The 26,815-nt window shown below is 73.1% G+C and carries 29 protein-coding genes and 1 pseudogene; 5 read left to right on the top strand and 25 right to left on the bottom strand.

Annotation, left to right across the window (positions count from 1 at the left end; all coding sequences use genetic code 11):
* Window positions 1-141: 141 nt before the first annotated feature.
* Window positions 142-444: pseudogene (locus FLM69_RS02235) on the top strand (hypothetical protein); the annotation flags it as partial.
* A gap of 144 nt (window positions 445-588) precedes the next feature.
* Here the strand turns inward: FLM69_RS02235 and galE (FLM69_RS02230) are convergent.
* The 12 genes from galE (FLM69_RS02230) to galE (FLM69_RS02175) all read right to left on the bottom strand — a co-directional run bounded on the left by galE (FLM69_RS02230) (window position 589) and on the right by galE (FLM69_RS02175) (window position 13,842).
* The gene (galE, locus tag FLM69_RS02230) at window positions 589-1,638 is read right to left on the bottom strand and encodes a UDP-glucose 4-epimerase GalE (protein ID WP_141842869.1); all 1,050 of its coding nucleotides are present in this window, start codon (window positions 1,636-1,638) and stop codon (window positions 589-591) included.
* Window positions 1,639-1,689: 51 nt separating this feature from the next.
* Window positions 1,690-2,781 carry a tRNA (adenosine(37)-N6)-threonylcarbamoyltransferase complex transferase subunit TsaD gene (gene tsaD, locus FLM69_RS02225; RefSeq protein ID WP_036382986.1) on the bottom strand — a complete coding sequence of 364 codons (1,092 nt, stop codon included), beginning with the start codon at window positions 2,779-2,781 and terminating at the stop codon, window positions 1,690-1,692.
* Window positions 2,782-2,807: 26 nt separating this feature from the next.
* A complete protein-coding gene (locus FLM69_RS02220; RefSeq protein ID WP_036382988.1) occupies window positions 2,808-3,395 on the bottom strand; it encodes a GNAT family N-acetyltransferase in 588 nt (195 codons plus the stop codon).
* On the bottom strand, window positions 3,392-4,063 hold the full coding sequence (gene tsaB, locus FLM69_RS02215; RefSeq protein ID WP_036382991.1) for a tRNA (adenosine(37)-N6)-threonylcarbamoyltransferase complex dimerization subunit type 1 TsaB: 672 nt from the start codon (window positions 4,061-4,063) through the stop codon (window positions 3,392-3,394). Before tsaB ends, FLM69_RS02220 begins: the two co-directional genes overlap by 4 nt.
* Before the next feature lie 10 nt (window positions 4,064-4,073).
* Complete coding sequence (gene tsaE, locus FLM69_RS02210; protein ID WP_036382993.1) at window positions 4,074-4,700, bottom strand: tRNA (adenosine(37)-N6)-threonylcarbamoyltransferase complex ATPase subunit type 1 TsaE; 627 nt, start codon at window positions 4,698-4,700, stop codon at window positions 4,074-4,076.
* Complete coding sequence (alr, locus tag FLM69_RS02205; protein ID WP_036382995.1) at window positions 4,697-5,902, bottom strand: alanine racemase; 1,206 nt, start codon at window positions 5,900-5,902, stop codon at window positions 4,697-4,699. The genes tsaE and alr overlap by 4 nt, the downstream gene beginning before the upstream one ends.
* Window positions 5,899-7,476 (bottom strand): NAD(P)H-hydrate dehydratase, encoded by a 1,578-nt coding sequence (locus tag FLM69_RS02200; RefSeq protein ID WP_141842868.1) that lies wholly within the window; start codon window positions 7,474-7,476, stop codon window positions 5,899-5,901. The genes alr and FLM69_RS02200 overlap by 4 nt, the downstream gene beginning before the upstream one ends.
* Window positions 7,473-7,853: a holo-ACP synthase gene (locus tag FLM69_RS02195; RefSeq protein WP_010080417.1), complete on the bottom strand. Its 381-nt coding sequence runs from the start codon at window positions 7,851-7,853 to the stop codon at window positions 7,473-7,475. Before FLM69_RS02195 ends, FLM69_RS02200 begins: the two co-directional genes overlap by 4 nt.
* Complete coding sequence (locus tag FLM69_RS02190) at window positions 7,850-8,581, bottom strand: hypothetical protein (protein ID WP_141842866.1); 732 nt, start codon at window positions 8,579-8,581, stop codon at window positions 7,850-7,852. Before FLM69_RS02190 ends, FLM69_RS02195 begins: the two co-directional genes overlap by 4 nt.
* The gene (glgX, locus tag FLM69_RS02185) at window positions 8,578-10,707 is read right to left on the bottom strand and encodes a glycogen debranching protein GlgX (protein WP_141842864.1); all 2,130 of its coding nucleotides are present in this window, start codon (window positions 10,705-10,707) and stop codon (window positions 8,578-8,580) included. Before glgX ends, FLM69_RS02190 begins: the two co-directional genes overlap by 4 nt.
* Window positions 10,708-10,864: 157 nt before the next feature.
* Entirely contained in the window at window positions 10,865-12,736 is a 1,872-nt protein-coding gene (gene glmS / locus FLM69_RS02180) for a glutamine--fructose-6-phosphate transaminase (isomerizing) (RefSeq protein ID WP_141842863.1), read from the bottom strand.
* 50 nt (window positions 12,737-12,786) lie between these two features.
* A complete protein-coding gene (gene galE, locus FLM69_RS02175; RefSeq protein WP_049146067.1) occupies window positions 12,787-13,842 on the bottom strand; it encodes a UDP-glucose 4-epimerase GalE in 1,056 nt (351 codons plus the stop codon).
* Window positions 13,843-13,916: 74 nt separating this feature from the next.
* Here galE (FLM69_RS02175) and coaA point away from each other — a divergent pair, with 74 nt between their 5' ends.
* From coaA to mscL, 3 genes are read left to right on the top strand one after another with little or no spacing between them, the layout of a single operon-like run.
* The gene (gene coaA / locus FLM69_RS02170; protein WP_044659424.1) at window positions 13,917-14,927 is read left to right on the top strand and encodes a type I pantothenate kinase; all 1,011 of its coding nucleotides are present in this window, start codon (window positions 13,917-13,919) and stop codon (window positions 14,925-14,927) included.
* A gap of 3 nt (window positions 14,928-14,930) precedes the next feature.
* Window positions 14,931-15,680: a D-alanyl-D-alanine carboxypeptidase family protein gene (locus FLM69_RS02165; RefSeq protein WP_141842861.1), complete on the top strand. Its 750-nt coding sequence runs from the start codon at window positions 14,931-14,933 to the stop codon at window positions 15,678-15,680.
* A gap of 59 nt (window positions 15,681-15,739) precedes the next feature.
* On the top strand, window positions 15,740-16,162 hold the full coding sequence (mscL, locus tag FLM69_RS02160; RefSeq protein WP_073116799.1) for a large conductance mechanosensitive channel protein MscL: 423 nt from the start codon (window positions 15,740-15,742) through the stop codon (window positions 16,160-16,162).
* Between the two features lie 94 nt (window positions 16,163-16,256).
* On the opposite strand, the gene FLM69_RS02155 is transcribed toward mscL, so the two are convergent.
* On the bottom strand, window positions 16,257-16,484 hold the full coding sequence (locus FLM69_RS02155) for a hypothetical protein (RefSeq protein WP_010080407.1): 228 nt from the start codon (window positions 16,482-16,484) through the stop codon (window positions 16,257-16,259).
* A gap of 8 nt (window positions 16,485-16,492) precedes the next feature.
* Entirely contained in the window at window positions 16,493-17,848 is a 1,356-nt protein-coding gene (gene glmM, locus FLM69_RS02150; RefSeq protein WP_181743466.1) for a phosphoglucosamine mutase, read from the bottom strand.
* A gap of 162 nt (window positions 17,849-18,010) precedes the next feature.
* On the opposite strand from glmM, the gene FLM69_RS02145 reads away from it, so the two are divergent.
* The gene (locus tag FLM69_RS02145; protein ID WP_141842857.1) at window positions 18,011-18,811 is read left to right on the top strand and encodes a peptidoglycan recognition family protein; all 801 of its coding nucleotides are present in this window, start codon (window positions 18,011-18,013) and stop codon (window positions 18,809-18,811) included.
* A gap of 67 nt (window positions 18,812-18,878) precedes the next feature.
* Here the strand turns inward: FLM69_RS02145 and ppk2 are convergent, their stop codons facing one another.
* From ppk2 to map, 11 genes are all read right to left on the bottom strand, one after another.
* Window positions 18,879-19,868 (bottom strand): polyphosphate kinase 2, encoded by a 990-nt coding sequence (gene ppk2, locus FLM69_RS02140; RefSeq protein WP_141842855.1) that lies wholly within the window; start codon window positions 19,866-19,868, stop codon window positions 18,879-18,881.
* Between the two features lie 200 nt (window positions 19,869-20,068).
* A complete protein-coding gene (gene rpsI / locus FLM69_RS02135) occupies window positions 20,069-20,557 on the bottom strand; it encodes a 30S ribosomal protein S9 (RefSeq protein WP_036317791.1) in 489 nt (162 codons plus the stop codon).
* Window positions 20,558-20,598: 41 nt separating this feature from the next.
* On the bottom strand, window positions 20,599-21,042 hold the full coding sequence (gene rplM, locus FLM69_RS02130) for a 50S ribosomal protein L13 (protein WP_036337972.1): 444 nt from the start codon (window positions 21,040-21,042) through the stop codon (window positions 20,599-20,601).
* Between the two features lie 277 nt (window positions 21,043-21,319).
* The gene (gene truA, locus FLM69_RS02125; RefSeq protein ID WP_141842851.1) at window positions 21,320-22,213 is read right to left on the bottom strand and encodes a tRNA pseudouridine(38-40) synthase TruA; all 894 of its coding nucleotides are present in this window, start codon (window positions 22,211-22,213) and stop codon (window positions 21,320-21,322) included.
* Between the two features lie 116 nt (window positions 22,214-22,329).
* A complete protein-coding gene (gene rplQ, locus FLM69_RS02120; RefSeq protein WP_141842849.1) occupies window positions 22,330-23,058 on the bottom strand; it encodes a 50S ribosomal protein L17 in 729 nt (242 codons plus the stop codon).
* A gap of 75 nt (window positions 23,059-23,133) precedes the next feature.
* A complete protein-coding gene (locus tag FLM69_RS02115; RefSeq protein ID WP_141842847.1) occupies window positions 23,134-24,132 on the bottom strand; it encodes a DNA-directed RNA polymerase subunit alpha in 999 nt (332 codons plus the stop codon).
* Between the two features lie 132 nt (window positions 24,133-24,264).
* Window positions 24,265-24,669 carry a 30S ribosomal protein S11 gene (gene rpsK / locus FLM69_RS02110; RefSeq protein ID WP_141842846.1) on the bottom strand — a complete coding sequence of 135 codons (405 nt, stop codon included), beginning with the start codon at window positions 24,667-24,669 and terminating at the stop codon, window positions 24,265-24,267.
* A gap of 83 nt (window positions 24,670-24,752) precedes the next feature.
* Entirely contained in the window at window positions 24,753-25,121 is a 369-nt protein-coding gene (gene rpsM, locus FLM69_RS02105; protein WP_017487821.1) for a 30S ribosomal protein S13, read from the bottom strand.
* Between the two features lie 274 nt (window positions 25,122-25,395).
* Window positions 25,396-25,509, bottom strand: coding sequence for a 50S ribosomal protein L36 (gene rpmJ, locus FLM69_RS02100; RefSeq protein ID WP_002857509.1), 114 nt, complete (start codon window positions 25,507-25,509; stop codon window positions 25,396-25,398).
* Between the two features lie 35 nt (window positions 25,510-25,544).
* Window positions 25,545-25,766, bottom strand: a complete 222-nt coding sequence (gene infA / locus FLM69_RS02095) for a translation initiation factor IF-1 (protein ID WP_010080397.1) — start codon at window positions 25,764-25,766, stop codon at window positions 25,545-25,547.
* Between the two features lie 204 nt (window positions 25,767-25,970).
* Entirely contained in the window at window positions 25,971-26,813 is an 843-nt protein-coding gene (gene map / locus FLM69_RS02090; protein WP_036317782.1) for a type I methionyl aminopeptidase, read from the bottom strand.
* Between the last annotated feature and the right edge of the window lie 2 nt (window positions 26,814-26,815).

Genomic DNA, 26,815 nt, shown 5'->3' with positions numbered 1-26,815 from the left:
CCGGCTCGTCGAAGGCCAGGCCGTCACGAACTGGAAGCAGGCCCTCGCCCAGCTCGCCGCGGCCTACCCCGACCGGATCAACCCCTACCTGTGACCACCCCGCTTACACAGACAAGTTGACACGCCCAACACGCGCTCGCCGGACATCCCATCGATCCGCCCATGGCCGCAGAGGTCCACGCCGCGGGAGACCCGTCCCAGCACATCGCACGCCAGCTCACCCGCGGCCTCCTGGAGGAGGCGGATCTCGTGCTGACCATGGGCCCAGACCACCGGCGATGGATCCTCGACGCCTGGCCCCAGCACGGGCGCAAGGTGCTGCTGCTGGGCCAGGCAGCGCGCGTCATGTCAGACCTGCCCGCAGACCTGGAGTTGGACCGCCTTGTCGCATTCCTCTGGGCGCGTCGCTCCACCGATCCGAGCGACGAGGTGCAGGATCCCTAGAAGCGAGGTCCCGAGGCCATGGCCACCGCTGCACGGCAGATCGATGCGGCCATGGACGTCATCGCACCCGCGCTGGAGCGCATCGCCCAGCGCTGACGCGTCCCTCAGCGAATGGCCGCGCGGCTCCGTGGGGCAGCTTCCCCGTCAGGGCGCGTCCCCCGCGTAGCCCGAGGGATTGGCCTGCTGCCACGCCCAGAGATCCCGCACCATGGCATCGGTATCACGGCTCGCCCGCCACCCCACGGTCGCGGCGATGGCGTCCACCGACGCGCATGACGCAGCGATATCACCGGGCCGGCGCCCGACGACCTTGAACGGCACCGGGCGACCCGTGACACGTTCGAAAGCCTGGATCATCTCGAAGACCGTGACCCCTTCCCCGCGTCCGATGTTCCAGACCCGCACCCCGACCTCGTCTGCGGGCTGGGCGACCATCCATTCGAGGGTGGCCACGTGGGCCTCCGCCAGGTCCATCACGTGGATGAAGTCCCGCACGGCACTGCCATCACGCGTGGCGAAATCAGCGCCGAAGACGTTCAGCTGTTCGTACCACCCACCGGCGACTCGCGCCACGAACGGCATCAGGTTGGCGGGGACGCCCTGAGGGTCCTCACCCAGACGACCCGAGGGGTGCGCGCCGACGGGGTTGAAGTAGCGAAGCACGGCCACACCCATGTGACGCCCCGCCTCGTGCACGTGCCGGAGCACCTGCTCCGCCATGAGCTTGGAGTGCCCGTAGGGGGTGACCGGCGCAACAGCGGCGTCCTCCCCCACCGGGACCGGGGCTTCATCCCCGTACACCGTGGCGGACGACGAGAAGACGAAGGCGCGGGCACCGGCGGCGCCCGCGACCTCGGCGACGGCGGCAGTGCCGGCGACGTTCACCGTGTAATACGACGCCGGGTCGGCGAGCGACTCCGTGGGCGACTTCAGTCCGGCGAAGTGGACGACGGCATCGGGACCGAATGCCACCACGGCGCCCCGATAGGACGTGGGCTCACGCACGTCGGCTCTATGGAACCTGAGGCGCGGTCCTCCGAACGTCACCTCAGCCAGCTCAGCGACCCGCTCCAGGGGCACGATGGTGCTGGAGACCAGGCTGTCGAGCACCAGGACGTCGTGACCGGCGTCGAGCAGGACACTGACGGTGTGAGAACCGAGGAATCCGGCGCCGCCGGTGACGAGTACGCGCATGAGGCCGATCCTATCGGGCAGCCCGAGTGCCCTCGTCGTGCCACCCCCGCTTCAGACGCTGACGATCTCGACCGGCTGTCCCGGGTCCGCGCCGAACCACGCGTCGGAGGGGGCGACGCCGTCGCGCACCAGGCGTGCGCCGAGCGCGGCGACCATCGCCCCGTTGTCGGTGCACAGGTCCACGGGCGGGACGGTCAGCTCGATGCCCGCGGAGCGGCACCGGTCGGCGAGCAGGGCGCGCAGGCGCGAGTTCGCCGCGACGCCGCCGCCGAGCATCAGGTGGGTGAGCCCGTGCTCGCGGCAGGCGCGGACGGCCTTGGCGGTGATCACGTCCGCGACGGCCTCCTGGAAGGAGGCGGCGATGTCCGCGCGCGGCACCTCGAGGCCGCGGGCCTCGAACTGCTCCACGGCGCGGGAGACGGCGGTCTTCAGCCCGGAGAAGGACCAGTCGTGCCGGTGCGGACCGGGCTCCTCGGCGCTGCCGACGAACTTGCCCGCGGTGAGCCCGCGCGGGAAGCGGAAGGCCCTCGGATCGCCCTCGGCGGCGAGCCGGTCGATCACGGGGCCCCCGGGGTAGCCCGCCCCGATGAGGCGGGCGACCTTGTCGTACGCCTCGCCGGCCGCGTCGTCGATGGTCGAGCCCAGCAGCTCGACCTCGGAGCTGATCCGGCCCACGCGCAGGATCTCGGTGTGCCCGCCGGAGACGAGCAGCGCGCCCAGGTCCGCGGGCAGGTCGTCCCACTGCGCGGGCCGCACGCCGTCCAGCATGCCCACGCCCACGTGCGCCACGAGGTGGTTGATGCCGTAGAGGGGCGTGCCGAGGGCCGTGGCGAGCGCCTTCGCCCCCGCGACCCCCACCATGAGCGCGCCCGCCAGACCCGGGCCGGAGGTAACGGCGATCGCGTCGAGGTCCGCGAGGGTGACGTCGGCGGCGTCCAGGGCGCGGCGGATCGTGGGCACGAGGGCCTCGAGGTGGGCCCGGGCGGCGATCTCCGGGATCACGCCGCCGAAGCGCACGTGCTCCTCCACGGAGGAGGCGACCTCGTGGGCCAGCAGGGCGGTGCCGCGGACGACGCCGACGCCGGTCTCGTCGCAGGAGGACTCGATGCCGAGCACGAGGGGGGCTGCGGTGGCGGTGGGCATGGGCTCCAGTCTAGTGAGCGGCCCGGTCACAGGGCCTTGCGCATGATCACGGCGTCCTCGCCGCCCGGGTAGTAGCGGCGGCGCACGTGCAGCTCCTCGAATCCGTGGCGCGCGTAGAGCCGCCGGGCGGCGGCGTTGGAGGCCCGGACCTCGAGCATGAGCGAGCTCGCACCGCGCGCCGCGGCCTCGGCGGCCATCCAGCGCAGCTGGGCCGCCCCGATCCCCCGCCCCTGCGCCGCCGCGACCGTGCCCACGGTCTGCACGTCGGCGACGTCGCCGACCACCATGATCCCGCCGTAGCCGACGATCTCGCCGGGGGCGGGGCCGTCGTCGTCCGTGGAGCCGGGCGCGGCCACGTCGCGGACGACCACGCGGTAGTCCCGGGTGGGCGGGCGGCCGTGCGCGTCCCGTCCGCCGGCGGGGCCGGTCTGGGCGAGCTCCTCCTCGTAGAAGTGCGCGGGCCAGGCGTCGAGCGGGAAGAGCGTGGCCTCGTGGGCGAGCACCTCGGGGATGTCCCACACGGTCATGGGGCGCAGCAGGTACCCGGGCGGCAGCCCGTGCTCGTCCTCGGCGGGGCGCCCGTCGCCGGCCGGGGTCGGCTCGGCCGGGCTCACGCGCCCGCCCGCTTGCGGGGGCCGGGGACCTTGGCGTCGGACTCGCGCAGGTAGAGCGGCTCGGCGGGCACGAGGCCGCGGCCGCGCCGCAGGGCGAGCTCAGCCACCTGCCCCACCCCGACGGCGGACGGCGTGGCCGTCTCCCAGTCCGGCACCACGCGCAGCGCCTCGGGGTAGAGCCCGGCCCCCGCGCCGTAGACGGGCAGCGGGGTGACCTCGTCCGCCGGCGAGACGAAGGGGCCGTGCAGCAGGGTCGGCTGCCCGCCGACCTGCGCGTAGTGGGCCCAGTAGACCTCGCGGCGGCGGGCGTCCGTGGCGACCACGAACTCCTCGATCCCGTGGCGGAAGGCGTCGACGCCGGCCGCATGGGCGAGCGCGTCGAGGCTGCGGACCCCGTGCACGGGCACGTCCCACGCCAGGCCGAGGGCGGCCGCCGTCGCCAGGCCCGCGCGCAGTCCCGTGAAGGGTCCGGGGCCGACGCCGACCGCGATCGCGTCCAGCGCGGTGCCGCTGACGCCGGCCTCGCCGAGCACGGTCTGCACCGCGGGGGCGAGCACCTCGGCGTGGGCGTGGGTGTCGTCCGTGGCCCAGCGCGCGAGCTCCTCACCGTCCCGCAGGACGGCAGCGGAGGCGGCGGCGGAGGAGTCGATCGCGAGGAGCAGGGCCATGGCGGCCAGTCTACGGAAGCACGACGCCGGCCCAGCGCGGGCCGCGGCCGGTCACGACGGCCGAGCGCAGCTCCTCGGCCTGGCCTCCGTCCTCGTCGGAGAAGTCGGTGACGATGCCGTCGTCGCCCTCCCCCGCCGGGGCCGCGGGAGCGTCCTCACCCCCGCGGGCCCGGACGATCTCGATGTCCAGCCACGAGGCGTCCGGGTCCTCGGGGAACCCGGCGAGGGACTCGGCCATGCCCCGGCCCCACTCGACGACGGTCACGGAGCGGTCCACGCTCGCGTCCAGGTCGAGGTCCGTGAGCTCCCCCGCCGAGCGCAGCCGGTACGCGTCCACGTGCACGAGGTCCGGGGTGCCCGCCGGGGCGTCGGCGGGGGCGGGGTGGACGCGGGAGAGGACGAACGTCGGCGAGACCACGCCGGAGGCCACGCCGAATCCGCTGGCCAGCCCCTGGGTGAAGGTCGTCTTGCCCGCGCCGAGGTCGCCCGTGAGGATCAGCACGTCGCCGGCGCGGAGCACCCCGGCGAGGGCGCGGCCGAACGCCCGGGTGCCGTCGGCGCCCTCGAGCGGGACCGTCGCCGTCAGCACGGGCTCGGGCAGGGTCGGGCCGGGGGCGGGGATCGCGTGGTCGCTCATGGGCGGGCCTCCTGGGTCGGCGTGGGGTCCACGTGCTGCTGGTCCACGCGGCCTCCGATGCGGGTCACCAGCTCGTAGTTGATCGTCCCGGCGGCCGCGGCCCACTCCTCCACCGGAATGCCGGAGGCCGGTCCGAACAGCTCGACGGCGTCGCCGGGCGCGTCCGCGGCGTCCGGGCCGAGGTCCACCACGAACTGGTCCATCGCGATGCGGCCCACCACGGGGACGGTCCGGCCGCCGACGTGGACGCGCGTGCCCTCGACGACGCGCGGGACGCCGTCGGCGTAGCCGACGGGCACGAGCCCGAGGGTGGTGGGCTCCGCCGTGACGTGGCGGAACCCGTAGGACACGCCCTGCCCGGCGGGGACGGCCTTGACGTTGGCCAGGACGGTGACGAGGGACATGGCCGGGCGCAGCCCGAGCTCGGCGGCGGTGACGTCCGCGAACGGGGAGAGCCCGTACAGGCCCAGGCCGACGCGCACCATGTCCAGGTGCGTGTCCGGCCGGGCGAGGGTGGCGGGCGTGTTGGCCAGGTGCCGCAGCAGCGGGTGGCCGAGCGTCTCGGCGGCCTCGGCGGCCATCCGTTCGAACCGCAGCAGCTGCGCCGTGGTCTCGGCGGCCCGGTCCGGCTCGTCCGCCACGCCGAGGTGGGAGAACACGCCCTCCACCCGCACGAGGCCCGCGGCCTCGAGCTCGGCGGCACGCGCGACGAACGCGGGCCACCGCTCGGGCGTGCAGCCGTGGCGGCCCAGGCCGGTGTCCGCCTTCAGGTGCAGGGCGGCGCGGGCCTCGGGTCCGGCCCCGCCGCGGGCCCGCAGCCCGCGGACGGCGTCGGCGACGGCGTCGAGGTCCCAGCCCGAGACGCCGAGGGTCACCTCCGCCTCCACCGCGGCGGCGAAGTCCGTGGCCCCGGTGTGCAGCCACGCGAGCACGGGCAGGCGCACCCCCGCCGCGCGCAGGGCCAGGGCCTCGCGCACGTGGGCCACGCCGAGCCGGTCCGCGCCGGCGGCCGCGGCGGCGCGGGCGACGGCCACCGCGCCGTGGCCGTAGGCGTCGGCCTTGACGACGGCGGTCAGCAGCGGCCGGCTGCCGTCCGGGCGGCGGATCCGCTCCTGCAGCACGCCCGCGTTGTGCCGGACGGCCGCCAGGTCGATGCGTGCGGCGCGCTCGGTGTCCGCCGGGGCCACGTCGGCGCGGCTCATCGGACGGCCTCCGGCTCGGCGTCGTCCGGCCACCACAGGCGCGCGACGCGCGCCCCCAGCGCGGTCGGCAGCGTGGCCGTGGTGATCCGTCCGGCGCGGGCCTGCTCGGCCCCGGCCCGGGCGTGCAGCCAGGCGGCCGCCGCCGCGAGCCGAGCCGTGGGCGCCGGGCCCGGATCCTCCCCGGCCCGGCGCGCCCGCGAGCGCCGCGCCACGTCCGCGGCCAGGACGGCGCCGATCGCCCCGGAGAGCACGTCGCCGGTGCCGCCCATCGCGAGGTCGGGTCCGCCGCCGGTCACGGCCCACGCCTCGCCGTCCGGGGCGACCACGAGGGTGCGCGGACCCTTGAGCAGGACGGTGGCGCCGTGTTCGGACGTCCACGCGCGGAGGGCGGCGAGCGGGTCGGCGGCGTCGGCGCCGTCCGCGGGGACGCGCTCACGCAGGCGGGACCACTCCCCGGCGTGCGGTGTCAGGACCACGGGCGTGCCGGCAGCGCGCAGCGTCCGCAGCTCGGCGGCGGTGACCAGGTCCAGGGCGGAGGCGTCGGCGACCAGGGCCGCCTCGGGCCGCTCCTCGAGCGCGGCGAGGACGCCGGCCCAGCGCCGCCGCGCGTCGTGCTCGGTGTCCAGGCCGGGACCGGCCACCCAGGCGTCCGCGCGCGACGGCTCGGGCCCCTCCGCCGAGACCAGCGCCTCGGGGTGGGCGGCGAGCACCAGGTCCCGGGTGGTCTGCGGGCCGGCGTGGTGCACCATGCCCGCGCCCGCCTGCAGCGCGCCCGCGCTCGCGAGCACGGCGGCCCCCGGGTAGCGCTCCGATCCGGCGACGACGGCCACCACGCCGCGCGTGTACTTGTGGGCCTCGGCCGCGGGGGCCGGGTGGGCGGCCCGTGCGGCGGCCTCGTCCATCACGCCCAGCCGCGTGGCCGGCGACGTCGGCAGGTGCGGTCCCAGCCCGATGTCCACCACGTGCACGACGCCCGCGCGCGCGGCCCCCTCCCCGAGGACGAGGCCGGACTTGAGGGCGCCGAACGTCACGGTCGCGTCCGCGGACAGGGCCTCCCCCCGCACCTCGCCGGTGTCCGCGTCCACACCGGAGGGCACGTCGCACGCCAGCACGAGCGCGTCCGCCGGCAGGGCGCGCGCCGCGGCGGGCAGCTCATACTCGCCGGTGAAGCCCGTGCCGAGCACGCCGTCCACCACGAGCGCGGCCTCGGGCGGCACCGCGTCGGCGCATCGTCCCCCGGCCGCTCGCAGCGCAGCCCAGCCCTCGGCGTGCCAGCGCGGGGCGCCGTCGTCGTCCCGGCGGACGGGCACGGCGACCGCGGCCACGCCCCGGCGGCGCAGGAAGGCGAGGGCGAACAGCGCGTCCCCGCCGTTGTTGCCGGGGCCGACGAGGGCGGCCACGGTCGTCCCGGCCACGGGGCCGCGCTCACGCAGCAGGACCGCGGCGTGCTCGGCCAGGGCCCAGGCCGCGACGCGCATCAGCTCCGGGCCGCGGCCGGCCGCGAGCAGGGGCTCCTCGGCCGTGCGCACGGCCGAGCCGGTCACGGCGATGCGGGTCAGGTCATCGGGGGTCATGCGGACTCCTCCTCGGCCGCGCGGCGTTCGGCGACCACGTAGGCGGTGGCGACGTCCCCGTCATGACTGAGGGAGAGGTGCCAGTGGGTGATGCCCAGGGCCTCGGCCTGGGCCTGGACGGTGCCGGTCAGGTGCACGGTGGGGCGGCCGTCGCCGTGGTCCGGGCGCGGGATCCAGCAGTGGTGCCACATCATCCCGGGCGGGGCGCCCATGGCCTTGGCGATCGCCTCCTTGGCGGCGAAGCGCGCGGCCAGCGAACGCAGCGGCAGGTCCCGCTCGTCCTCGGTGAACAGGCGTGCGCGCAACGCGGGCGTGCGCTCGAGCTGCGCCCGGAACCGCGGGACGTCCACCACGTCCACCCCCACGCCGACGATCACGCCGCCCCCGCCCGCCGGGCGCCCACGACGACGGCGCCGGCCTCGTCCCCGACGGGCTGCCCGCGCAGTCGCTTGGCCAGGTCCAGCGGCCACTGCAGCACACCGGGCAGCTGCTGGTCGCAGCCCGGCGTGAGCATCGCCTTCCCGTAGGCCAGCACGCCGTAGACGCCGTGCTGCAGGCGGCCGAGCCGGTCGAAGCCTGCATCGAACGCGTACAGGGACACACGGCCCTCCTCGGGGGTGAGGCACCGCTCCGCCAGCAGCCGCGCGCGCTCCACGTGCTGGTGGAAGGTGAGCACGCCCAGGTGGTGCAGGCCGAGCTCGCGCATGCGGTCGGCCGCGTGGACGACCTCGCCCTGGGTGGTCACCGGATCGGGCGCGAAGCACTCGACGGTGACGCCGGCCAGCCGCGGGTCGCGCTCCTCCGGGCCGCCGCACAGCTTCTCGTGCCCGTCCGGCCCCAGGTACGCGGAGACGAAGAGCCGGTCGGTGACGCCGGACGCGGCGAGCTCGATCGCGGCGTCGTAGACGCGGGGCTGGCTGTAGAGGACGAGGAGCGCGTCCACGCGCGGTGCGTCGTCCGGGTGCGGATTCGTCACGGCGTGCGCGGCCCACCCCGCGCCGAAGGCCAGTCCCAGCGCGGCCAGGGTCGCCACGGTGGCGCAGAGGGCCCGCGCCCACCGCGGCAGGCCACGGCGGACACGCCCCCGGTCGACCTGCGCGCTCATGCGTCCTCGGGGACCTGCCGCAGCACGACGGTGGAACGGGCCTGGACCTCGAGCACGTCCCCGGCACGCACGCGGGGGTGCGCGCCGCTCGGGGCGACGTGGGACGAGGTGTCCACGAGGACCTCCCACTCGGCCGGGAACGTGGGCCCGGGCAGGGTGTACGGCACGGGCTCCCACCACGCGTTCATGAGGACGTAGAAGTCCCGGTAGGGCTCCTCCCCGTCCTCGTCCCCGCGGGTGAGCATGTGCCCGTTGAGGTAGAAGCCGATCGACCGGGCCTCGGCGCCCCAGTCGTCCTCCGTCTTGGCGGTCGCGTCCGGCTCGAGCCACACGATGTCCGGCAGGGGCGCCTCGACGTCGCGGGCCGCGGGGCGACCGTCGAAGTGGTGGCGACGGCGGAACACCGCGTGGTCACGGCGCAGCGCGATCAGGTCGCGGGTGAACGCCACGAGCGAGTCGTCCATGGTGGACCAGTCGATCCACGAGATCTCGTTGTCCTGGCAGTAGACGTTGTTGTTGCCGCCCTGGGTGCGGCCCAGCTCGTCGCCGTGGCTGATCATGGGCACGCCCTGGCTGATCAGCAGGGTGGCCAGGAAGTTGCGGCGCTGGCGGGCGCGCAGCGTCACGACCTCGGGGTCGTCGGTCTCCCCCTCCACGCCGCAGTTCCACGAGCGGTTGTGCGCGTCGCCGTCGTTGTTGTCCTCGCCGTTGGCGGCGTTGTGCTTCTCGTTGTAGGAGACGAGGTCGCGCAGCGTGAAGCCGTCGTGGGCCGTGACGAAGTTCACGGACGCGCCGGGGCTGCGCCCGTCCCCCTCGTAGAGGTCGGCCGAGCCGGTCAGGCGGGTGGCGAACTCGCCGAGGGTGCCGGGCTCGCCGCGCCAGAAGTCGCGCACCGTGTCCCGGTACATGCCGTTCCACTCGGACCAGAGGCCGGGGAAGTTGCCCACCTGGTAGCCGCCCCAGCCCACGTCCCACGGCTCGGCGATGAGCTTGACGGTGCGCAGCACCGGGTCCTGGCGGACGACGTCGAAGAACCCGGAGAACATGTCCGGGCCCTGCTCCCCCTCCACCCGGGTGAGGGTGGTGGCCAGGTCGAACCGGAAGCCGTCCACGTGCATCTCGGTGACCCAGTAGCGCAGGGAGTCCATGACCAGCTGGAGGGCCTTGGGGCTGGAGAGGTCCACCGAGTTCCCGGTGCCCGTGTAGTCCATGTAGTGCCGCTCGTCGCCCTCGACGAGGTGGTAGTAGCCGGCGTTGTCCAGCCCGCGCAGGCTGAGCATGGGGCCCTTGTCGTTGCCCTCGGCCGTGTGGTTGTAGACCACGTCGAGGATCACCTCGAGACCGGCGGCGTGCAGGTCCTTCACCATCTGCTTGAACTCGCGGACCTGGCCGCCCACCTCCGAGGAGGAGGCGTAGGCGGCGTGCGGGGCGAAGAAGCCGAGCGTGTTGTAGCCCCAGTAGTTGCTCAGCCCCTTCTCCTGCAGGGTGGCGTCGTTGACGAACTGGTGCACGGGCATCAGCTCGACGGCGGTCACCCCGAGCTCGGTCAGGTGGCGGACCACCTCCGGGTGGGCCATGCCCGCGTAGGTGCCGCGCAGCTCCTCCGGGACGGCGGGGTGCAGCTTGGTCATGCCCTTGACGTGGGTCTCGTAGATCACCGTGTCCGTGAGCTCGACGGCGGGTGGGGCGTCATCGCCCCAGTCGAAGTCCTCGGCGACGACGACGCCGAGCATGCTCGTGCCCAGGTTGTCCGAGGTGTCGATGCGGTCCGGCTCGTCGAAGTCGTACGAGTGGTGCTGCTGGCCCCACTCGTAGTCGCCGGTGAACGCCCGCGCGTACGGGTCCACGAGGATCTTGGCTGGGTTGTGCCACAGGCCGCGGGCGGGGTCCCAGGGGCCGTGCACGCGGTAGCCGTAGCGCTGCCCGTGCCCGATGCCCGCCACGTGGGCGTGCCATGTGGTGCCATGCCGCTCCTCGAGAGGGATGCGCGTCTCCGTGCCGTCGTCGGCGACGAGGCACAGCTCGACCGCCTCCACCTCGCGGGAGACCGCGAGGGCGAAGTTGGTGCCGGTCTCGTCCACGGTGGCCCCGAGGGGGTACGGCTGGCCGATCTCCACTGTGTGCATGACTCTCCGAGGTCTCAACGTGCGGCCCGCCGGGTGCGGCGGGCCTCCTCGGGGAGTCTACTGGCGCGGGCGGACGCCGTCCCGGACGCGTCGCGGGCCCGGCCGCCGTGCGGCGACCGGGCCCGGGAGGAGAGGCCTCGACGGCCTCAGCGGCGGATCATTCCACCGTGACGGACTTGGCGAGGTTGCGCGGCTGGTCCACGTCGTAGCCCTTCGCCGTGGCGAGCTCGAGGGCGAAGATCTGCAGCGGGACCGTGGTCAGCAGCGGCATGAGCATCGGCTGGGTCTCGGGGACCTCGAAGACGATCTCGGCCTGGCCGCGCACGGCCGCGTCGCCGCGCTCGGCGACGGCGAAGGTGCGGGCGCCGCGGGCGCGGACCTCCTGGATGTTGGAGACCACCTTGGCGTGCAGCGAGTGACGGTCCATGGGCGAGGGCATGACCACGAAGACCGGCTGACCCTCGTCGATCAGGGCGATCGGGCCGTGCTTGAGCTCGCCCGCGGCGAAGCCCTCGGCGTGGATGTACGCGAGCTCCTTGAGCTTGAGCGCGCCCTCCATGGCCACCGGGTAGCCGACATTGCGGCCGAGGAACAGGACGGAGGTGGCGTCGGCCATCGAGCGGGCGAGCTCCTTGACCTGGTCCTTCCCGGCGAGGATCTCCTCGATCTTGCCGGGGATCGCCCCGAGGTCCGCCAGGATGTCCTTGATCTGGCCGCTGAACAGCTTCTTGTTCAGCTGGGCCAGGTACAGGCCCAGCAGGTAGGCGGCGGTGATCTGCGCCAGGAACGCCTTGGTGGAGGCGACGGCGATCTCGGGGCCGGCGTGCGTGTAGAGCACGGCGTCCGACTCGCGCGGGATGGTGGAGCCGTTGGTGTTGCAGATGGACACGGTGCGGGCGCCCTGCTCCTTGGCGTAGCGGACCGCCATGAGGGTGTCCATGGTCTCGCCGGACTGGGAGATGGACACCACGAGGGTGTGCGGGTCGATGATCGGGTCGCGGTAGCGGAACTCGTGGGAGAGCTCCACCTCCACGGGGATCCGGCACCAGTGCTCGATGGCGTACTTGGCCACCGTGCCCGCGTAGGCGGACGTGCCGCACGCCAGGACGATGATCTTGTCGACGGCCTTGAGCTCCTCGGGGTCGATCCGCAGCTCGTCCAGCATCAGGGCGCCGGCGGCGTCCGTGCGGCCCAGCAGGGTGTCCTGCACGGCCTGGGGCTGGTCGTGGATCTCCTTCTCCATGAAGGTCTCGAAGCCGCCCTTCTCCGCGGCCGAGGCGTCCCAGTCCACGGTGAAGCGCTTGCCCTCGGCGGGGCCGCCCCGGAAGTCCGAGATCTCGACGGCGTCGGCCGTGATCGTCACGACCTGGTCCTGCTCGAGCTCGATGGCCTCGCGGGTGAAGTCGATGAAGCCGGAGACGTCCGAGCCGAGGAAGTTCTCCCCCTCGCCCAGGCCGACGACGAGCGGCGAGTTGCGGCGCGAGGCCACCACGCGGTCCGGGTGGTCCACGTGCACGGCCAGCAGGGTGAAGGCGCCCTCGAGGCGCTGGGAGGCCAGCTGCATGGCGCGGGTCAGGTCCTGGCCGGCCTCGTGCCGGTAGACGTCGACGAGGAGGTGGGCGGCCACCTCGGTGTCCGTCTCGGAGAGGAACTCGACGCCCTTGGCGAGCAGCTCCTCGCGCAGCTCGGCATAGTTCTCGATGATGCCGTTGTGGATGAGCGCCAGACGGCCCTCGTCCGCCACATGCGGGTGGGCGTTGCGGTCGGTGGGGCCGCCGTGGGTGGCCCACCGGGTGTGGCCGATGCCGACGCGGCCGGTGGGGATGGGGCGCTCGGCGAGCTCCTCGGCGAGGTTCGCGAGCTTGCCCGCCTTCTTCCGGTGGTACAGCTGACCGCCGTCCACCACGGCCACACCGGCGGAGTCGTATCCGCGGTATTCGAGACGACGCAGGCCCTCCATCAGGACGTCGAGAGCGCCGTGCTCACGATCCGACTGGGGCTGGCCGATGTATCCGACGATTCCGCACATGCGCACGAGAATACCGGGCCGGGCCCGACTTCGGCGCACGGCGGGCCGGCTCACTCCGTCCGGGACGAGAACCCCGCGGGGTTGGCCTCCTGCCAGGCCCAGAGGTCCCGCACCATCGCGGTCACATCGCGCCGGGCATGCCAGCCCACTTCGGCGCCGATCGCGTCCACGGCGGCGCACGACTCGGCGATGTCCCCGGGCCGGCGCTCGACCACGCGGTAGGGGATGCGGCCGCCCGTGACCGCCTCGAAGGCGCGCACCATCTCGAACACGGTGACGCCCTCGCCCCGGCCGATGTTCCAGACCCGGGTCGTCGTACCGCCCCCGGTCGCCACCCGGGCCGCGAGCCATTCGAGCCCGGCCACGTGCGCCTCTGCGAGGTCCATCACGTGGATGAAGTCGCGCACGGCGCTGCCGTCGCGCGTGTCGAAGTCCGCGCCGAACACCCGCAGCTCGGGGTACGCGCCGGAGGCCACCCGCGCCACGAAGGGCATGAGGTTCGCCGGCACCCCGCTCGGGTCCTCGCCCAGCCGCCCGGAGGGATGCGCGCCGACCGGGTTGAAGTAGCGCAGCATCGCCAGCCCGCCGCCGTCGACCGTGGCGCAGACGTCGCGCAGCACCTGCTCCGCCATGAGCTTGGAGTGCCCGTAGGGCGAGACCGGGTCTGTGGCGGCGTCCTCGGCGACCGGCACCGGCGCGCGGTCGCCGTACACGGTCGCGGAGGAGGAGAACAGGACCGTGCGGGCGCCGGCCGCGAGCGCGGCCTCGGCGACGGCGGCCGTGCCGCCCACGTTCACGTCGTAGTAGGCGGCGGGGCGGGTCATCGACTCGGTGGGCGACTTCAGCCCGGCGAAGTGCACGAGTGCGGCCGGGCCGAAGTCCGCGAGCGCCCCGCGATAGTCCTCGGGGCGGCGGATGTCGGCCACGTGCAGGCGCAGCCGCGACCCGCCCAGACGCGTTCCGGCGAGCTCGGCGACGCGCTCGAGCGACGTCGTCGTCGCCGTGACCAGGCTGTCCAGGACGAGGACGTCGTGGCCCGCCTCGAGCAGCGTGAGCACGGTGTGGGATCCGAGGTATCCGGCACCGCCGGTCACGAGAACGCGCATGGGCCGATCCTATCCGGGCCCTGTGACGTCACGCGGGGGCCCGCTCCGGGCGGGCCGCGGCCATAATGGATCGGGTGACCTACACCCCCCCGACCTCCGAGCTGCCCCTCGTGGGCCCCGAGGAGCCCGCGGACGCCGTGCCCGACGGCCACCAGCGCTCCCCCTTCGTGGAGCTGGACCGCCAGACCTGGGCCCGTCTCGCCTCGGAGATGGCGCAGCCCTTCGACCAGGCGGACGTGGAACGTCTGCGCGGCCTCGGCGAGCATCTGTCCCTGCGCGAAGTCGCCGAGGTCTATCTTCCGCTCTCGCGCCTGCTGAGCATCAACGTGGAGGCCTCCGCGGCCCTGCGCAGCGCGACCAACGCGTTCCTCGGCGAGCGGACGGGGCGCACCCCGTACGTGATCGGGGTGGCCGGGTCGGTCGCCGTCGGCAAGTCGACGACGGCGCGTGTGCTCCAGGAGATGCTGCGCCGCTGGCCGACGACGCCGCGCGTCGAGCTGGTCACCACGGACGGCTTCCTGCACCCCAACGCGGTGCTGCACGAGCGCGGCATCATGTCCCGCAAGGGCTTCCCCGAGTCCTACGACCGTCGCGCGCTGCTGCGCTTCATGGCGGACGTCAAGTCCGGGGCACAGGAGGTGCGCGCGCCCGTGTACTCGCACATCACCTACGACATCGTGCCGGGCGAGGAGCAGGTGGTGCACCGTCCCGACGTGCTGATCGTGGAGGGACTCAACGTGCTGGCCCCGCCGCGCACGCGGGCCGACGGCACCGCCGGGCTCTCCGTCTCCGACTTCTTCGACTTCTCGGTGTACGTGGACGCTCGCGCGTCCTGGATCCGGTCCTGGTACATCGACCGGTTCATGGGCCTGCGCTCGGGGGCCTTCGCCGACCCGCGCAGCTACTTCCACCGGTACTCCTCCCTGTCGGACGCCGAGGCTCAGGCGACGGCCGAGTCCATCTGGGACTCCATCAACGGCCCGAACCTCGAGCAGAACGTGCGCCCGACCCGCGGGCGCGCCCGGCTGGTGCTCACGAAGAACGCGCAACACGAGGTGACCCGCGTGCTGCTGAGGAAGGTCTGATCCATGCGTCGCACCCTCCCTCTCGCCGCGCTGGCCGCGCTCGCGCTGCTCGCGGCCGGCTGCGGCACGCCCGCCGCGGGCCCGTCCTCGACGCCGACGACGCCGACGTCCGGCTCCGCGAGCGCGGCCGCGTCGTCCCGCGCCGCCTCGAGCACGGCGCCGTCGTCGGGCACGCACGCCGACCCGGCCGCCCTCGACGTCGTCGTGAACAAGACCCGCCCCATGGCCCCGCCCGACTGGGCGCCCTCGGATCTGGTGGCCGTGCCCGGCAGCGAGCTGCCCCTGCGGGCGGAGGCCGCGACGGCGGCCGGTGACCTGCTGGATGCCGCCGCGGCGGCGGGTCACCGCCTCACCACCCTGAGCGCCTACCGCTCGTACGACTACCAGGTCCGGACGTACGGCCACTGGGTCGACGAGCTGGGCCACGCCGAGGCCGACCGCGTCTCCGCGCGTCCGGGGTACTCCGAGCACCAGACCGGCCTGGCCTGGGACGTGGGTGACGCCGCGACCCCCGCGTGTGACCTGGAAGCGTGCTTCGGCGACACCGCCGCGGGCCGCTGGGTGGCCGCGCACGCCGCCGAGTACGGGTTCGTCATCCGCTATCCCGCCGGAGCCGAGGACGTGACGGGCTTCGCCCACGAGCCGTGGCACCTGCGCTACGTCGGGTCCGCGGAGGCGGCCCGGGTCGAGGCGGCCGGCGGCGTCCTCGAGACCGCGTGGGGTCTGCCTCCGGCGCCGGACTACGCGGACTGAGACGCACGACTCGCTCGACCCTGTACCGCGCCGCCCTCGTCACACGTAGGATTCTCCCCATGCTCCAGGGATTCAAAGACTTCATCATGAAGGGCAACGTCCTCGACCTTGCCGTCGCCGTCATCATCGGCGCCGCCTTCGGCAAGATCGTGAACGCGCTCGTCGAGGCGGTCCTCATGCCGCTCATCGCCGCCGCCGTGGGCTCGCCGAACTTCGACTCGTTCGCCGTGCTGACGGTCAACGGCAACGACGTGAAGTTCGGCGTGTTGCTCACCGCGCTCGTCAACTTCCTGCTCATCGCCGCGGCCGTGTACTTCGCCATCGTGATGCCGATGAACAAGATGATCGAGGCCCGCAACCGCCGCCTCGGCATCGACCCCGCCGAGGAGGAGGTGCCCGCCGACGTCGCCGTGCTCACCGAGATCCGCGACCTGCTCGCCGAGCGCCGCGGCGGCCCCACCTCCGGGACCACCACCCTCTGATCTCCCCCTGTCCGACGCCGAAGGGCCCGGGACGACTCACACGAGTCGCCCCGGGCCCTTCCTTCATGCCCTCGGCGCCACCGGGGCCGTGCCCTCAGGGCCGCGACGTCGTCCGGTCCGCGCTGGACCCGGCATCCGGGGCGACCTCCGAGTCCTGCCGGTCCGGATCCAGGCACGGCAACCACTCCACGGGGGCGCTCTGCCGCGCGCACACGGGCGCGTCCACGGCAAGGAACGCGGCCGACCACAGGACCGCCAGCCCCGCGAGCAGCCCCGCGAACAGGGTCCAGCGGCGGGGCCGGGGGGCCGCGTCCGACGTCATCGGTCCGCTCAGTCGTGCAGGCGCAGCTCGCGCTGCACGACGTCGGCCAGCACCTGGGCCTCCCGGCCGGCGGTCTGCTCGTCCGGGGCCTCGACCATGACGCGCACGACCGGCTCCGTGCCCGACGGGCGCAGCAGCACGCGACCGGTCTCGCCGAGGCGGGCCTCCGCCTCGGCCACCGCCGCCTGGACGGCCTCGTCCTCGGCGGCGCGGGACTTGTCCACGCCGCGCACGTTCACGAGGACCTGGGGCAGCCGGTCCATCACCGCGGCCAGCTCGGAGAGCGGGGTGCCGGTCTCGGCGACGCGCGAGGCGAGCTGCAGGCCGGTGAGGACACCGTCGCCGGTGGTGGCGTGGTCCGAGAAGATCACGTGGCCGGACTGCTCGCCGCCGAGCGAGTAGTCGCCGAGCTTCATGCCGGCCAGGACGTAGCGGTCGCCCACCTGGGTCTCGACGAGCTGGACGCCCTCCCGGCCCATGGCCAGCTTCAGGCCCAGGTTCGACATGACGGTCACGACCAGGGTGTCGTCACGCAGGACGCCGCGGTCCTTGAGGGCCACGGCCATGACGCCCATGATCTGGTCGCCGTCGACGACCTCGCCGCGCTCGTCCACGGCGAGGCACCGGTCGGCGTCGCCGTCGTGCGCGATGCCCAGGTCCGCGCCGTGCTCGCGCACGGCCGCCTGGAGCTTCTCGAGGTGGGTGGAGCCGTAGCCGTCGTTGATGTTGAGCCCGTCCGGGGTCGCGCCGATCACGACGACCTCCGCGCCGGCGGCGCGGAACGCCTCGGGCGAGCAGCCGGCGGCGGCGCCGTGGGCGCAGTCCAGGACGATCTTGAGCCCGTCCAGCCGGTGCGGGAGGGTCTGCAGGAGGTGGAGGACGTAGCGGTCCTCGGCGTCCGCGAAGACGCGCACGCGGCCCACGTCCGCGCCCTGGGGCCGCCGCGGCGTCACGCCCTCGAGGTGACGGATGATCTCGTCCTCCTGCGCGTCGGTCAGCTTCTCGCCGCCGCGCGCGAGGAACTTGATGCCGTTGTCCGGGGCCGGGTTGTGGGAGGCGGAGATCATCACGCCGAAGTCGGCGTCCAGGTCCCCCACGAGATAGGCGGCGGCGGGGGTCGGCAGCACGCCCGCGTCCCACACGTCCACGCCCGAGGACGCCAGACCCGCCTGCACGGCGGCCGCGATGAACTCGCCGCTGATGCGCGGGTCCCGGGCCACGACGGCGACCGGGCGTCGGCCGGCGTCGAAGGCCTCCGCGCCGAGGACGGGCGAGGCGGCCTGGGCCAGCTGGACGGACAACTCCACGGTGAGGGTCTCGTTGGCCAGGCCACGGACGCCATCGGTTCCGAACAATCTCGACATGATCAGTCAGTGTAGGGGCCGCCCCTGCGGCCTGCATCACGGGAGGGTCACGAAACGGGCCCGGGGGCGGTAGCATCGGACCGGTCGAGCCCCCGCGGCCGCGCGCCCGTCCGCTCACATCCGCCCGGGAGGCCCCGCCCCGAACCCGAAGGACCTCGATCCATGCCCGACGTGACCCCGCCCCCGCCCTCCCGTTCCTGGACGCGCCGCAGCGTGCTGGGCGGCACGGGCCTGGCGATCGCCGCCGGCGTGGCCGGCTGCGGGCGTGATGAGCAGGCCGAGCAGAGCTCGGAGGCCGACGAGCAGGCCACCCGCCTGCCCGCCCCGGACATCATCACCACCGCGCAGTGGGGCGCCATGCAGCCCAACTACTACCTGCAGACCCTGAACACGCGCCCCTCCTACCTGGTGATCCACCACACCACCACGCCGAACGTCACGGACGGCTCCCGGGAGGCGGCGGAGAGCATCGCGCAGGTGGTCCAGAACGCGCACATGAGCCCCGCGAACGACTGGGGCGACACCGGGCAGCACTTCACCGTCTCCCGCGGCGGCTTCGCGATGGAGGGCCGCCACGGCTCCCGGCACGCGCTCGAGGGCGGGCAGACGTTCATGCTCGGCGTCCACGCGCTCGGGTTCAACGCGTACGCGCTCGGCATCGAGTGCGAGGGGCTGTACATGCTGAACCCGCCGCCGCAGAGCCTCTACGCCGGCCTGGTGCCGCTCGTCGCCTACATCTGCCAGCAGTACGAGCTGCCGCCGTCCCGCATCATCGGCCACCGCGACGTCACCGCCACCAGCTGCTGCGGCGACGCGTTCTACGCCAAGCTGCCGATCCTGCGCGAGGACGTCCGCCTCTCCCTGGCCTCGGGCGAGTACCACGTCTCGGAGGGCTTCGGGGCGGACAACCTCTTCGACGACGCACACGTCACCCCGGAGTACGTGGAGGAGGAGCGCGGCTGAATCCGCCCCGCTGCCCACGACGGCCCCCCTCACCGGACGGTGAGGGGCGCCGTCGTGTGCGGCCCGGTCAGCGCACGCGCGGGAACGAGCCGCGGGAGACCTCGCCGTACTCGGCCAGCTCGTTGGCCGGGCCGCAGATCTGCGGGTCGGGGCGATGGACGATGCGCTCGTCCTTGTCCGGGTAGGGCAGCGTGTGCAGCACATGGCGGATGGCCTCGAGGCGGGCGCGCTTCTTGTCGTTCGACTTCACGACGGTCCACGGGGCGTCGGCCGTGTGCGTGTAGAAGAACATGGCCTCCTTCGCGTTCGTGTAGTCGTCCCACTTGTCCAGGGAGGCCAGGTCGGTGGGCGAGAGCTTCCAGCGACGCACGGGGTCGGTCTCCCGCGCGGCGAAGCGGTTGAGCTGCTCGCGCTGGGACACGGAGAACCAGAACTTGATGATGTGCACGCCGGAGTTGACGAGCATGCGCTCCAGCTCGGGGGTCTCACGCATGAACTCGAGATACTGCTGCGCCGTGCAGTAGCCCATGACGCGCTCGACGCCGGCCCGGTTGTACCAGGAGCGGTCGAACATCACGATCTCACCGCCGGAGGGCAGGTGCTGGATGTAACGCTGGAAGTACCACTGCGAGGCCTCCTCCTCCGTGGGCTTCTCCAGGGCCACGGTCCGGGCGCCGCGGGGGTTGAGGTGCTCGTTGAAGCGCTTGATGGCGCCGCCCTTGCCGGCGGCGTCGCGGCCCTCGAAGATGATCAGGACCTTCTGGCCGGTCTCCTTGACCCAGAGCTGCATCTTCAGCAGCTCGATCTGCAGCTCGCGCTTGCGTCGCTCGTAGCTCTTGCGGCTGAGCTTGGTCTTGTACGGGTAGCCCTCACGCCAGGCCTGCGGGTCCGGGGTGGGGGTCTTCTTCTCCCCGCCGAGCTTGCGGCCCAGCTCTCGGATCTCGTCCACCTCGGCGGCGTAGTCACGGGTCACGGCGAAGGGGGCCTGCGCGGCGTGCTCCGCGCCGTGCTCGCCACGGGTGCGGGGGTCGGGCGTAGGACTCGTGTTCTCGGCCACGGCGGCTCCTGAGGGTGTCTCCGATCGGACCGCGCACCGGACGGGCGAGCGACCCGTCATGGCGTCGTCGCCATGCGCCTTCATATTACCCCTGGGTCACGTGCCGCCGGCCCACGGAGACGGCGGACGCCCCGCCCCGCTCGTGAGGAGCGGGACGGGGCGTCGGCGGGGGCACGGTGGGGACACCGTGCGGCGCAGGATCAGCGCTTCGAGAACTGCGAGGCCTTGCGGGCCTTCTTGAGGCCGGCCTTCTTGCGCTCGATGACGCGGGCGTCGCGGGTCAGGAAGCCGGCCTTCTTGAGCGCCGGGCGGTTGTGCTCGCGGTCGATCTCGTTGAGGGCGCGGGAGATGCCCAGGCGCAGCGCACCGGCCTGGCCGGAGGGGCCGCCGCCGTGGATGCGGGCGATCACGTCGTAGGCGCCGGTCAGCTCCAGCAGCGTGAAGGGGTCGGAGACCTCCTGCTGGTGCAGCTTGTTGGGGAAGTAGTTCTCCAGGGCGCGGCCGTTGATGGTCCACTGGCCGGAGCCGGGGACGAGGCGCACGCGGGCCACGGCCTCCTTGCGGCGGCCGACGGCGGAGCCGGGCACGGTCAGGGCCGGGCGCTCGGAGGCGACGGGGGCCTCGGCGGCGGCGGTGGACTCAGAGGTGTAGCTCGTCAGCTCCACGTCGTCGTTCTCGTTGATGCTCATGGTTCTCCTCAGGGAAGGTCTGCGTCAGTGGCCCGCCGGGGTCACTGGGCGACCTGGCCGATCTCGAAGGTCTGGGGCTGCTGGGCGGTGTGCGGGTGCTCGGCGCCCTTGTACACCTTCAGCTTGGAGAGCTGCTGGGCGGCCAGCGAGTTCTTCGGGAGCATGCCCTTGACGGCCTTCTCCACGGCGCGGACCGGGTTGGTCTCGAGCAGCTCGGCGTAGGACTGCGACTTCAGGCCGCCCGGGTAGCCCGAGTGGCGGTAGGCGCGCTTCTTCTCGAGCTTGGCGCCGGTGAGGGCGACCTTCTCGGCGTTCACGATGATGACGTAGTCGCCCATGTCCATGTGGGGGGCGAACGTCGGCTTGTGCTTGCCGCGCAGGAGGGCGGCGGTGTGGGAGGCCAGGCGGCCGAGGACGACGTCGGTGGCATCGATGATGTGCCACTGACGGTCGGCGTCACCAGGCTTGGGAGAGTACGTACGCACGTTGTCTGCCTTCAGGGTCGGTGGTGGTCCACAGCACCTGCCCGCCGGGTCGTGATTCCGGCGCGCTCGCGCTGTCAGTTCTCCGTGCGCGCCGGTCCCCCAGGTGAGGGCTGGAAGGCGTCCGGGCCCGATGCCCCGGGGGTGCGGCGCGAGCTGAAGGCCATGCAACTGAGCCACTCGCGGCACGACGCATCCGGGTGCGGGCATGCGCAACGTGCACCCATCCTACCGAACGCGGGCCGCGGAGCCAAAAGCCGTCGCCGCGGGCGACCCCGGCTCACAGGGTCCGCTTCGCCCGGGTGCCCTCGGCGCGCCGGCGCAGCTCCTCCGCCTCGTCGGGATAGCCGACGGCGAGCAGCGTCAGCCCCCCGGGCGGGGCGAGGCGCACCTCGGAGTCGCGGGCCGGCCTCGCCACCCGGTGCGCGAGCCAGCCGGGCTCGCGGGCCCCCTCCCCCACCTGCAGCAGCGCTCCGACGATCGCCCGGACCATGTTGTGGCAGAACGCGTCGGCCCGGATCCGGACGCGCACGACGCCGTCCTCGTCGCGTCGCACCTCCAGGTGCTGGACCTCGCGGATGGTCGTGGCGCCCTCGCGGGGCCGGCAGAAGGACAGGAAGTCGTGCAGTCCGAGGACGGCGTCGGCCTCCATCGCCATGAGGCGGTCGTCCAGGGCGGCGCCGTGCCAGTGGGTGAAGCCCCGCGTGCGCGGATCTCGCGCGGCGGGCGCGTCGTCGATCCGGTACTCGTACTCGCGCCACAGCGCGCTGAACCGCGCGTCGAAGCCCGCAGCGGCCCGCCGGGCCCCGTGCACGACGACGGCCCCGCCCCACCCGGAGAGCACCCCGCCGAGGCGGCGGGTGAGGGAGGTGGCCGGCTCCAGTCCGGGCCGGCCGCGGGTCAGGCCCGTCCACTCCGTCTCGGTCAGGTCGAGGTGGACGACCTGACCGCGCGCGTGCACCCCCGCGTCGGTGCGGCCGGCGACCACCGTGCGCACGGGCCGGCGCAGGATCCGCTCGAGCCCGTCCTCCAGCGCACCCTGGACCGAGTCGAGACCGGGCTGGCGGGCCCAGCCGTGGAAGGCGCCGCCGTCGTAGGCCAGGTCCAGGCGGACGCGCACGGATGCGGGATCCCCGGGTGCCGGGGGGACGTCCGGGCGGGGCTGCTCGCTCATGCTGCTCCTCAAGCGGGTCGGGGCGGGGCGGGGACGGCGAAGGGCCGCCCACCGAGTGGTGGACGGCCCTCGCCGATGCGTCGTCACGGGGACGGACGCGGACTCACGCGATGGCGTCAGGCCATCTTCTGGGCGGCCTCGCCACCGGCGGGCTCGAAGCTCGCGGCCTTGGCCTCCTCGACGGTGGAGAACCAGACCTCGGCGGTGGTCTGGTCGTACCAGCGCGAGCCGGGGACGTGGTACTTCTTCGAGCTGGCGTTGCCCTTGATGGTGGCCTCGGCCGGAGCCGAGCCGTCCTCGGTGGTGGGCACGGCGCCGTCGATCTCGGCGGCGGTCTCCTGCGACTCGGCCACGGTGACCTCCTCGGTGGCGGCCGGGTCGACGGCCTCCACCGGGGTGGACTCGGCCGGGGCGGCCGGCGCGGACGCGGCGGCCTGCTCGGCCTCACGCACGACGGCCTGCTTGCCGGAGATCGGGTCCATGATCAGCTCGATCACGGCCATGGGCGCGTTGTCGCCCTGGCGGTTGCCGATCTTGGTGATGCGGGTGTAGCCGCCGTTGCGCTCGGCCATCGCCGGGCCGATCACGGTGAACAGCTCGTGCACGACCGCCTTGTTGGTGCGGTTCTTGGCGGCGATGAGACCCTGCACCTTGCGGCGGGCCGGCAGATCGCCCTTCTTGGCGAAGGTGATCAGGCGCTCGGCGTACGGGCGCAGACGCTTGGCGCGGGTGAGCGTCGTGGTGATCGACTTGTGTTCGAACAGCTGGGCGGACATGTTCGCCAGCATGATGCGCTCGTGGGCCGGGCTGCCGCCCAGACGCGGACCCTTGGTGGGGGTAGGCATGGTGTTTCTCCTCGGGTGGGACCCTTCAGCCGGCTGCGGCGTCGGGTCGAAGATGTCAGGTGGTGCGGGATCGGCTCAGAAGTCCGAGAACGGGTCGTCGTCCATCTGGCGCGCGTGCGCCTGCGGGTCGTAGCCGGCCGGCGAGTCCTTGAGGGACAGGCCCAGCTCCTGGAGCTTCTCCTTGACCTCGTCGATGGACTTCGCGCCGAAGTTGCGGATGTCCATCAGGTCGGCCTCGGAACGACCCACGAGCTCGCCCACGGTGTGGATGCCCTCGCGCTTGAGGCAGTTGTACGAGCGCACGGTGAGCTCGAGCTCCTCGATCGGCTGGGCCAGGTCGGCGGAGCCCTCGACGACCTGGGGCTCGTCGCCCAGGTCGATGCCCTCGGCCTCGACGTTGAGCGAGCGGGCCAGGCCGAACAGCTCGACCAGGGTGGAGCCGGCAGAGGCCACCGCGTCACGCGGCAGCATGTTCTCCTTGGTCTCCACGTCCAGGATCAGACGGTCGAAGTCGGTGCGCTGCTCTACACGGGTGGCCTCGACCTTGAAGGTCACCTTGAGGACCGGGGAGTAGATGGAGTCGACCGGGATGCGGCCGATCTCCGCGTCCGCGGACTTGTTCTGGGCGGCGGTCACGTAGCCGCGACCGCGCTCGATGGTCAGCTCCATGTCGAACTTGCCCTTCGCGTTCAGGGTCGCGATGTGCAGGTCCGGGTTGTGGATCTCGACGCCGGCCGGCGCGGTGATGTCCGCGGCGGTGACGACGCCGGCCCCCTGCTTGCGCAGGTAGGCCACCACGGGCTCGTCGTTCTCCGAGGAGACGGAGAGCTTCTTGATGTTGAGGATGATCTCGGTGACATCCTCCTTGACTCCGTTGACGGTGCTGAACTCGTGCAGCACGCCGTCCACGCGGATGCTGGTCACGGCAGCACCGGGGATCGACGAGAGCAGAGTGCGGCGCAGGGAGTTGCCGAGGGTGTAGCCGAAGCCGGGCTCCAGGGGCTCGATGACGAACCGGGAACGACGGTCGGAGACGACCTCTTCGGTCAGCGTGGGGCGCTGTGCAATGAGCACGGACATTTCCTTTCGGCGAGCGTCCGCCATATGACGCACGCGGTGGGTGGAAACGAGGACGGGGTGGGGGCAGGTCCGCAGACCTGTCCGCGTCCGCCCCGGGCGGGGGCGGACGCGGACACAGCGCTCAGGTCAGACGCGGCGGCGCTTCGCCGGGCGAGCGCCGTTGTGGGCCATGGGGGTGACGTCCTGGATGGACCCCACCTCGAGGCCGGCGGCCTGCAGGGAGCGGATGGCGGTCTCGCGGCCCGAGCCCGGACCCTTCACGAAGACGTCCACCTTCTTCATGCCGTGCTCCTGCGCACGCTTGGCGGCCTGCTCGGCGGCCATCTGCGCGGCGTACGGGGTCGACTTGCGCGACCCCTTGAAGCCGACCTCGCCGGACGAGGCCCAGGAGATGACGGCACCCGTGGTGTCCGTGATGGACACGATGGTGTTGTTGAACGTGCTCTTGATGTGGGCCTGGCCCACGGTGATGTTCTTGTTGGCCTTGCGACGCGGCTTGCGGGCAGCCGTTGCGCGAGTCTTGGGGGGCATGTGATTCTCCTCCGGGAAAGCTGCTGGTGCTGATGCTGCGGGCGGGGCGTCCGGACGTGGACGCGGTCACCGCCGGTGCAGGATCACTTCTTCTTGCCGGCGACCGTCTTCTTGGGGCCCTTGCGGGTACGGGCGTTGGTCTTCGTGCGCTGGCCGCGCACCGGCAGGCCGCGGCGGTGGCGCAGGCCCTCGTAGGAGCCGATCTCCACCTTGCGACGGATGTCGGCGGCCACCTCGCGGCGGAGGTCGCCCTCCACCTTGTAGCTGCCCTCGATGTGGTCGCGCAGCTGCACCAGCTGCTCGTCGGAGAGGTCCTTCACGCGGATGTTCGGGTCGATGCCCGTGGCGGCGAGGGTCTCCTCAGCGCGGGTCTTGCCCACACCGTAGATGTACGTGAGTGCGATGATCACGCGCTTCTCGCGCGGAATGTCAACGCCTGCAAGACGAGCCATGTGGCCGTCCTCCTGTTCTTCTGCAGCAGGGGTCTGCACCAGGGACGTCCCGTACGACGCGGCACTCGGCCTCGCGGACCCGTCGTCGCGGCGCCGGGGAAGATCCGGCGTGCTCCGCGGCGGGCGTCCGCCGTCGTCGGTCTCCGGCCCCTGCGGCCGGAGGTGGGGGCCCTCCCCTCACGGGGTGGACCGCTGTCCCTGCTGTTCGGCCCGATGGCCGGTGGGTGGTGTGGTCAACGCGACGGCGTCGCTCCCCGGGCTCCCGGGGAGGCGATCAGCCCTGGCGCTGCTTGTGGCGCGGGTTCGAGCAGATCACCAGCACGCGGCCCTTACGGCGCACGACCTGGCACTTGTCACAAATCCGCTTCACGCTCGGCTGAACCTTCACGGCTCTTCCTCCTGCGCTCGCTTGGACGGGGGTTCTTACTTGTATCGGTACACGATCCGACCCCGGTTGAGGTCGTACGGGCTAAGCTCCACCACGACGCGATCCTCGGGGAGGATGCGGATGTAGTGCTGACGCATCTTTCCGGAGATCGTGGCGAGCACGACGTGCTCGTTCTGCAGACGGACCCGGAACATCGCGTTCGGCAATGCTTCCGACACCGTGCCCTCGACCTCGATGACACCTTCCTTCTTAGCCATGTCCTCCACAATCGTCATGCCCCGGGCACGGCCGCGGAGGGCCGGGTGACGGGGCGGGAACGGGTCTGCTCGCCGGCGCACATGAGTGCGCGCACACGAACAACGTTCGATGATACCGCATTCTCGGTTTGAGAACCAGCACAGACGACGACGGCCGCCCGGCCCGCCGGACGGGCGGGACGGACGGCCGACAGCTCGGGCCCCTCACTCCCCCGGCGGGACCGGGACCACGCCGAACCGCGCGAGCTCGGAGGCGCCGCCGTCGGGCGCGGTGAGCACCCACACGCCGCCGTCGTGCCGGCAGACCGAGTGCTCCCACTGGCTGGCGCGGGCGCCGTCCAGGGTCACCACGGTCCAGTCGTCCGCGAGCACCTTCGTGTCGATGGAGCCGCGCACCAGCATCGGCTCGATGGCGAGCGCCAGACCGGGGCGGATCTTGGGCCCCCGGTGGCCGGTGCGGTAGTTGAACACGTCCGGCGGCAGGTGCATGGCCGAGCCGATGCCGTGCCCCACGTACTCCTCGAGGATGCCGAGCTCCTCGCCCGGCTGCGCGGAGACGAAGTCGTCGATGGCGTCCCCGATGTCCCCGACGTGGGTGGCGGAGGCGAAGGCCGCGATGCCGACCCAGAGTGCCTCCCGCGTGATCGCCGAGAGGCGCTCGTCGGCCGGGTCCGCGGTGCCGGCCGCGGAGGAGCCCAGGATCACCGTGCGGGCCGAGTCGGCGTGCCAGCCGTCCACGATCGCGCCCCCGTCGACCTTCAGCACGTCGCCGGTCTGCAGGACCCGGTCCCCGGGGATGCCGTGCACGACCTCGTCGTTGACCGAGGTGCAGATCGAGGCCGGGAAGTCGTAGTAGCCCAGGAAGTTGGAGGTCGCACCGCGTTCGGCCAGGACGCCCGCGAACACGGCGTCCAGCTCCGCGGTGGTGACGCCCGGCGCGGCCGCGGTCAGCGTGGCGTCCAGGGCCTCGGACAGGACCACCCCCGCGCGCTGCATGGCCTGCAGCTGGGGGGCGGTCTTGAGCTCGAGCGAGCGGCGGCCGATCACGG

Source organism: Micrococcus sp. R8502A1 (assembly GCF_006704135.1).
GTDB classification, from domain to species: Bacteria; Actinomycetota; Actinomycetes; order Actinomycetales; family Micrococcaceae; genus Micrococcus; species Micrococcus luteus.
The sequence above is the reverse complement of the archived record's forward strand: the minus strand, read 5'-3'. Positions and strand labels throughout refer to the sequence as shown.